Annotated in this window: 6 protein-coding genes; 5 read left to right on the top strand and 1 reads right to left on the bottom strand. The window is 47.1% G+C overall.

The features are described 5' to 3' along the window. Positions 1–252: 252 nt before the first annotated feature. The 4 genes from J0895_RS03875 to J0895_RS03860 all read left to right on the top strand — a co-directional run bounded on the left by J0895_RS03875 (position 253) and on the right by J0895_RS03860 (position 2,340). The gene (locus J0895_RS03875; protein ID WP_207086808.1) at positions 253–771 is read left to right on the top strand and encodes an SH3 domain-containing protein; all 519 of its coding nucleotides are present in this window, start codon (positions 253–255) and stop codon (positions 769–771) included. A 110-nt stretch (positions 772–881) separates the two neighbouring features. Beyond that, the gene (locus J0895_RS03870; RefSeq protein WP_207086807.1) at positions 882–1,079 is read left to right on the top strand and encodes a hypothetical protein; all 198 of its coding nucleotides are present in this window, start codon (positions 882–884) and stop codon (positions 1,077–1,079) included. A 306-nt stretch (positions 1,080–1,385) separates the two neighbouring features. After that, positions 1,386–1,754, top strand: a complete 369-nt coding sequence (locus tag J0895_RS03865; protein ID WP_207086806.1) for a hypothetical protein — start codon at positions 1,386–1,388, stop codon at positions 1,752–1,754. A 97-nt stretch (positions 1,755–1,851) separates the two neighbouring features. Next, positions 1,852–2,340: a hypothetical protein gene (locus J0895_RS03860; protein ID WP_207086805.1), complete on the top strand. Its 489-nt coding sequence runs from the start codon at positions 1,852–1,854 to the stop codon at positions 2,338–2,340. Positions 2,341–2,677: 337 nt separating this feature from the next. On the opposite strand, the gene J0895_RS03855 is transcribed toward J0895_RS03860, so the two are convergent. Beyond that, positions 2,678–3,088 (bottom strand): peptide chain release factor 1, encoded by a 411-nt coding sequence (locus tag J0895_RS03855; protein WP_207086804.1) that lies wholly within the window; start codon positions 3,086–3,088, stop codon positions 2,678–2,680. 364 nt (positions 3,089–3,452) lie between these two features. On the opposite strand from J0895_RS03855, the gene J0895_RS03850 reads away from it, so the two are divergent. Continuing rightward, the coding region (locus J0895_RS03850; protein ID WP_207086803.1) for a serine/threonine-protein kinase at positions 3,453–5,014 on the top strand (1,562 nt) is incomplete at its 3' end.

Here is a 5,014-nt window from a genome sequence, read left to right as displayed (position 1 = left end):
TACCGGAACCGCCAATCCGAATGGCATTATTGAGGATGGTGTATTTGATATCTTCGGTTAACTTTCAATTCACCTGGGAGGGACATGACAGTGCCATGTCCTTCTGGAGTTCTAGGGAGTCTAAGGGAACTCCAAAAAATCCAATATTCTACTTAAGTAGTAGGGTGGACAGGGTCACTTGTGGGATTGGTTAAAACTGATGCTCGATAGCTGGAAAACCCTACAATTGACTAATTCTATAAAAGTGTGAAAATGAAACGCAATTTTGTTGTCTTCACTGTATTAATCTTATTCACGATTTTAGCTATTGTCCCGTTGAGTTTGGCACAATCTGAAGAGAATGTTGACCCCAACTGCCGGACCTGGTATCGGCAGGTGAACACAGAAGGGGGTGTCTTGAATGTGCGAGAGAGTCCAAACGATGGGAGAATCCTGGGAACGGTTCCGAATGGCACGGTGGTGTTATTTAATGCAGGCGATCGCACCGGGAATTGGTCAGACATAACCGCCCCAGGTGGGTTAACAGGTTGGGTCTCCGAACGCTTTCTCACTTACCATCATTATGGGAACCGTCGGTTTACAGGGACGATGCAGGTCCAAACCTTAGACGGGGGGCCGGTTAACCTGCGATCGCCCGGTGGAGAGGTCATCGCCCCTGTCCCCAACGGCACGATCTTAACCGTAGAGGATCGTCGCGGCTATTTTGCCAATATCACCACTCCGGAGGGTCGCCAGGGCCAAATCGTGACTCAATTTCTAATCTGCAATTAGCTAATCCCCAGAGTCGTCCAGACAGCGGACCTAAAAACAGCGAAAATATAAATTTCTAGTCACGAAATTCAGCTAAAATTTAGTTAAAAACCTCAGTGGAGACGAATACAATGGGACGAAAAGCTAAACTTAAAAAACTTAGACGGGAAGCGCCACCCCCTGGCGCAGCACCCCCGGTAGAACCCGAAGAACCGACTAATTTTGTGCGAGAAATGGACCATCAGGGTTATCACCTGAAACAAACTATCCCCGCGCCGGATATCCCAGAATCCCAAATGGAACCGAAAGCACAAAACCCCAGACTGTAGCATCACCTCTGGATTAAGGAGGTTTCCTGGGTGGGTGAAGGTTAAGGGGTGACCCTGCGATCGCCAGAAAGTGGGTTTCTGACTCAGCTTTCTGGTGCTGGCATCCCGATCTAGCGGTGGGAAACTCGGTTAAAAGTGCAGGATTTCTCAAGTAAACAGTTGGCTCTCGGTCCTCTTAACTTCTACAATCAAGAAAGGATTCGCGCTCCCCGTTCAGGGGACAGTTGCTGACCGTTCCTTGAGGCCAAGCGATCGCGACCCGAACCCACTCTAGGGTTGTTCTGCCGCAAGATTTAAGGTTTGATTATGTTGGAAATGTTGCTATTAGATATCTTCGTTATTGTTGCCGTTCTCTGGTTCATTGCGGATCCGAACAAACCCAAACCTGTGGTGCGTCGTCCGAAAAAAGCTCCCTCCCTTCGACGTACCGCCTTGGTTTCGCCAGGGACTGGGGATGCTGAACCCAGAGAAATGACCGCAGAACTGATGCCGGAGATCTCCGAGTGGCGATCGCCTGAAGAATCAGTCACTCCCCATCCAGAATCCACTGGATCCGAGTCGGCAACCCCCATTGCACCTCATTTGGAAAAGAAAGAGGTGCGAAATCAGAGCAAACAGGTGACCACTCAGCCGATGTCCGGTGAAGCTCAATGGGGTTCAGTCTCCACGAAGTAACTCCTCCAAGTTTGTCCTAGCCGTCCAGGGAGGGTCCTGATTCATCTTTCCTGATTACAGGCGATCGCCCCCCGTCACCAAATTCAACCTTAAATCCATGAATGAATCCTTTCTGGTTAATCTTAAAGAAGCCTTCCTGAATGCACCGGGTTTTTGGGAAGGCAGTCTTTCCGAAAAATCAGGCAACTGGTGCAAGCGAGTTGAGGGAGTCGATACCACCGCCACCGATGGGTATTCGATTCTGGGTGATTTTGTCAGGAACCTCAGCGTCCAAACCTTTCAACAACCCGGACTCTATCTCCATTGCGAGAAAAAAGGCAGCAAAAAATCGACTCAGAAGCGGTTGTACAGTTTATTTGCACTCGAACCCAATGGCACAGTCCAAATTATCAAAGAATACCGGAGTGCTAGTAAAGATTGGGCGGTGGAATTATGGCCCGATATTGAAGCCTTTTTAGCGTTCCAAACCGATGGGGTGGAACAACGACGACAGCAACTGCTTTCGGAAATCGAATCCTTAGAGTTTCAACTCTCTCAGCGTCGTGCTCAATTAGCTGCTTTAGAGTTTTCTGAACACTTAAACTAGAGCAATTCAGTTAAATCGTAAATAATTAATCTGTAATTTTTACCTGAATTGGGTGAATTGATTCCGAGCCAGTGAACGAGATTTCGACCTTTTCAGCGACTTTATAAATTTTTGTTAAAGAACTGTGGGGTTACACCCCTCATGGGTTAATATAAGGTGCATTAGTAGATGCACCCTGATGGCTTCCCGTTCAACTTGAGCGGGATTTTTTTTGCCTATTCAAAAATCAAGGCTCAAGGATTGACAATTGAGCAAGGACAATCCCTCTACAATCCTCAATGCTCAATTCTCAATCCTGGGGTGGTGATCAAGCTCAAGCGAGTGCCGCCAAGGTGAGTTAGCGGATGTAAGGTCGGCCCTTCCAGAAAATGCCCACCACCATAGCAATAAAAGAGATTTCGGAAAGATCCACGAGTAACCCGGGGATGGGGAGGAGGGACTTAATGAAGAGACCGAGGAGTAAGCAAAAGGCTAAGGCCCAGAGACTCCCGGTGTTGAGCATGGACCGATTCCAGAGTTCGCATCCATAGACGGCGATCGCCCCCATTCCCATTCCCAATGCAAACAAAACCAAGGTTCCTAAAGGAGGTGCATAGAGCAAAGTCAAGGCATTCCGGAGGGCGCTTGATTGGGTGGCCCCATAAGCCAACCAGACCTCAACTGCAGCCACAAGTTGAGTCGTGAGGCCCGCCACCGGCAGCAGGGAAGTCCAGGGTAAATATTTTAAGCGTTTTAAGGGATTACTCATTATGGAAAAAGGCCGCTAAATTATCTCTTAATTTTAAAATAAATAGATGCAAATCTAAAGATTAGTCAGTGCTGATTCAGTGAGAGAACAAGGATAAATCAGGAAGTTAACTCATCTGGTCACGGATTCCCCCATCAGTCGCGATGGATTCAGTGGAGATTTGCTGATTTTTTTACAGAAAAGTAGAAAGGCTTAAGTTACACTGAGAAAATCAAGGCAAGCCTGGTTCGTAACCAACCGTGTGGACTGGGCGATCGCCACCCTAAAACCCGTTTGAACCCACTCCGAGAACACTGGTTTGGGCTGTTCTGGGGGGATTTTAAATTTTCCCTATTCTGACTGGACCAATCCACCCACTGGACCTATGATAGAAAGCAAAATACCGACCCAAGTCCTCAACGGTTTTAGAATCATTGACCAACTGAGCGAAAACTCTCGGTCAGTCGTCTATCGCACCATCCGATCGCGAGATAACTTACCGGCGATCGTGAAAATGTTGCATTCCGATGGAGTCAGTGCCGGAGATTTTAGCCGATACAAGCAAGAGTATGAAATTTATCGGCTGAATTTAGACGGAGTAGTCCAGACTTATGGCTTGCAAAAGTATAACCAGGCGATCGCCTTAATCTTAGAAGACTTTGGCGGACAATCCTTAAAACAATTCATCAAAAATCGCGCCTTAACTCAGGCGGAATTTTTACCCCTTGCCATTCAAATTGCCGAAGCCATTGGCTCCATACATAGTGCTAACATCATCCACAAAGATATCAATCCCGAGCATATCCTCTTCAACCCAGAAACCGAGGAAGTCAAGCTGATTGGATTTAGCATTGCCACGATTGTCTCCCAAGAAAATCCCCCCTTAAAAAATCCCAACCTTTTAGAAGGGACTCTCGCCTATATGTCCCCGGAACAAACCGGCAGGATGAACCGCACCCTGGATTATCGGACCGACTTTTATTCCCTAGGAGTCACCCTCTACGAACTCCTGGTCAACCAACTCCCCTTTACCAGTCCCGACCCGATGGAACTGGTCCATTGCCATCTGGCAAAACAGCCGATTCCCCCGCATCAAATCGACCCCTCCATTCCCAAAATCATTTCCGACCTGGTGATGAAATTGCTCTCCAAAACAGCAGAAGACCGATATCAAAGTGCCTGGGGACTACAAGCGGATTTAGTCGTCTGCTTGATGCAATTAGAAGCAACCGGAGAAATCGAAGATTTTATCTTAGGGGAAAATGATATTTGCCGAAAATTTAATATTTCTCATGAATTTTATGGACGCCAAACACAAATTAAAACCTTATGGTCTGCCTTTGAGCGTACCGTAAATTGTCAACGAGAACTGATGCTAGTCTTGGGGGAAAGCGGTATCGGTAAAACCGCATTAGTGCAGCAACTCGAATCCCGCATTGCCAAAAGAAATGGCTACTTTATTTCCGGAAAATTTGACAAAAATCAGCAAGATATTCCCTATTTGGGGTGGATTAAAGCCTTTGAGGAATTAGTGGCTAACCTGCTCATGGAACCAGACGATCGCCTTCACTGCTGGCAACAACAACTGAAAGTAGCACTCGGAAACAATGGACAGGTGATTGTTCATGTGATTCCCGAAATGGAGCTAATTTTGGGCAAGCAACCGCCTATCAACAGTTTACCCCCCGCAGAAGCCGAAAATCGCTTTCTTATGACCTTTCAAAATTTCATCAAAGTTTTCGCCCATCCTAACCATCCCCTAACCCTATTTTTAGACGATTTTCAGTGGGCGGATGCCGGGTCTTTGCGGTTGATTGAACGGCTGATGACTGTGGCGGATCCGGGACTATTTTTAATTTTATCCTATCGCGAGCTAGACTCTCCAGTTCCCTTCAAAGATACCGCTCCCCCGGTTTTAGAACCGCTGGCCCAAATTGAGCAAACCGG

This window comes from Phormidium pseudopriestleyi FRX01, from assembly GCF_017313335.1.
Lineage (GTDB): Bacteria > Cyanobacteriota > Cyanobacteriia > Cyanobacteriales > Laspinemataceae > Laspinema > Laspinema pseudopriestleyi.
Note: the sequence above shows the minus strand (reverse complement) of the source record. Positions and strands in the feature narration are given on the sequence as shown.

What these genes read in the sequence shown, in the direction of transcription:
- J0895_RS03875 (WP_207086808.1), top strand. Translation starts at nt 253, where the DNA reads ATGAAACGCAATTTTGTTGTCTTCACTGTATTAATCTTATTCACGATT.
- J0895_RS03860 (WP_207086805.1), top strand. Translation starts at nt 1,852, where the DNA reads ATGAATGAATCCTTTCTGGTTAATCTTAAAGAAGCCTTCCTGAATGCA.
- J0895_RS03855 (WP_207086804.1), bottom strand. Translation starts at nt 3,088, where the DNA reads ATGAGTAATCCCTTAAAACGCTTAAAATATTTACCCTGGACTTCCCTG.
- J0895_RS03870 (WP_207086807.1), top strand. Translation starts at nt 882, where the DNA reads ATGGGACGAAAAGCTAAACTTAAAAAACTTAGACGGGAAGCGCCACCC.
- J0895_RS03865 (WP_207086806.1), top strand. Translation starts at nt 1,386, where the DNA reads ATGTTGGAAATGTTGCTATTAGATATCTTCGTTATTGTTGCCGTTCTC.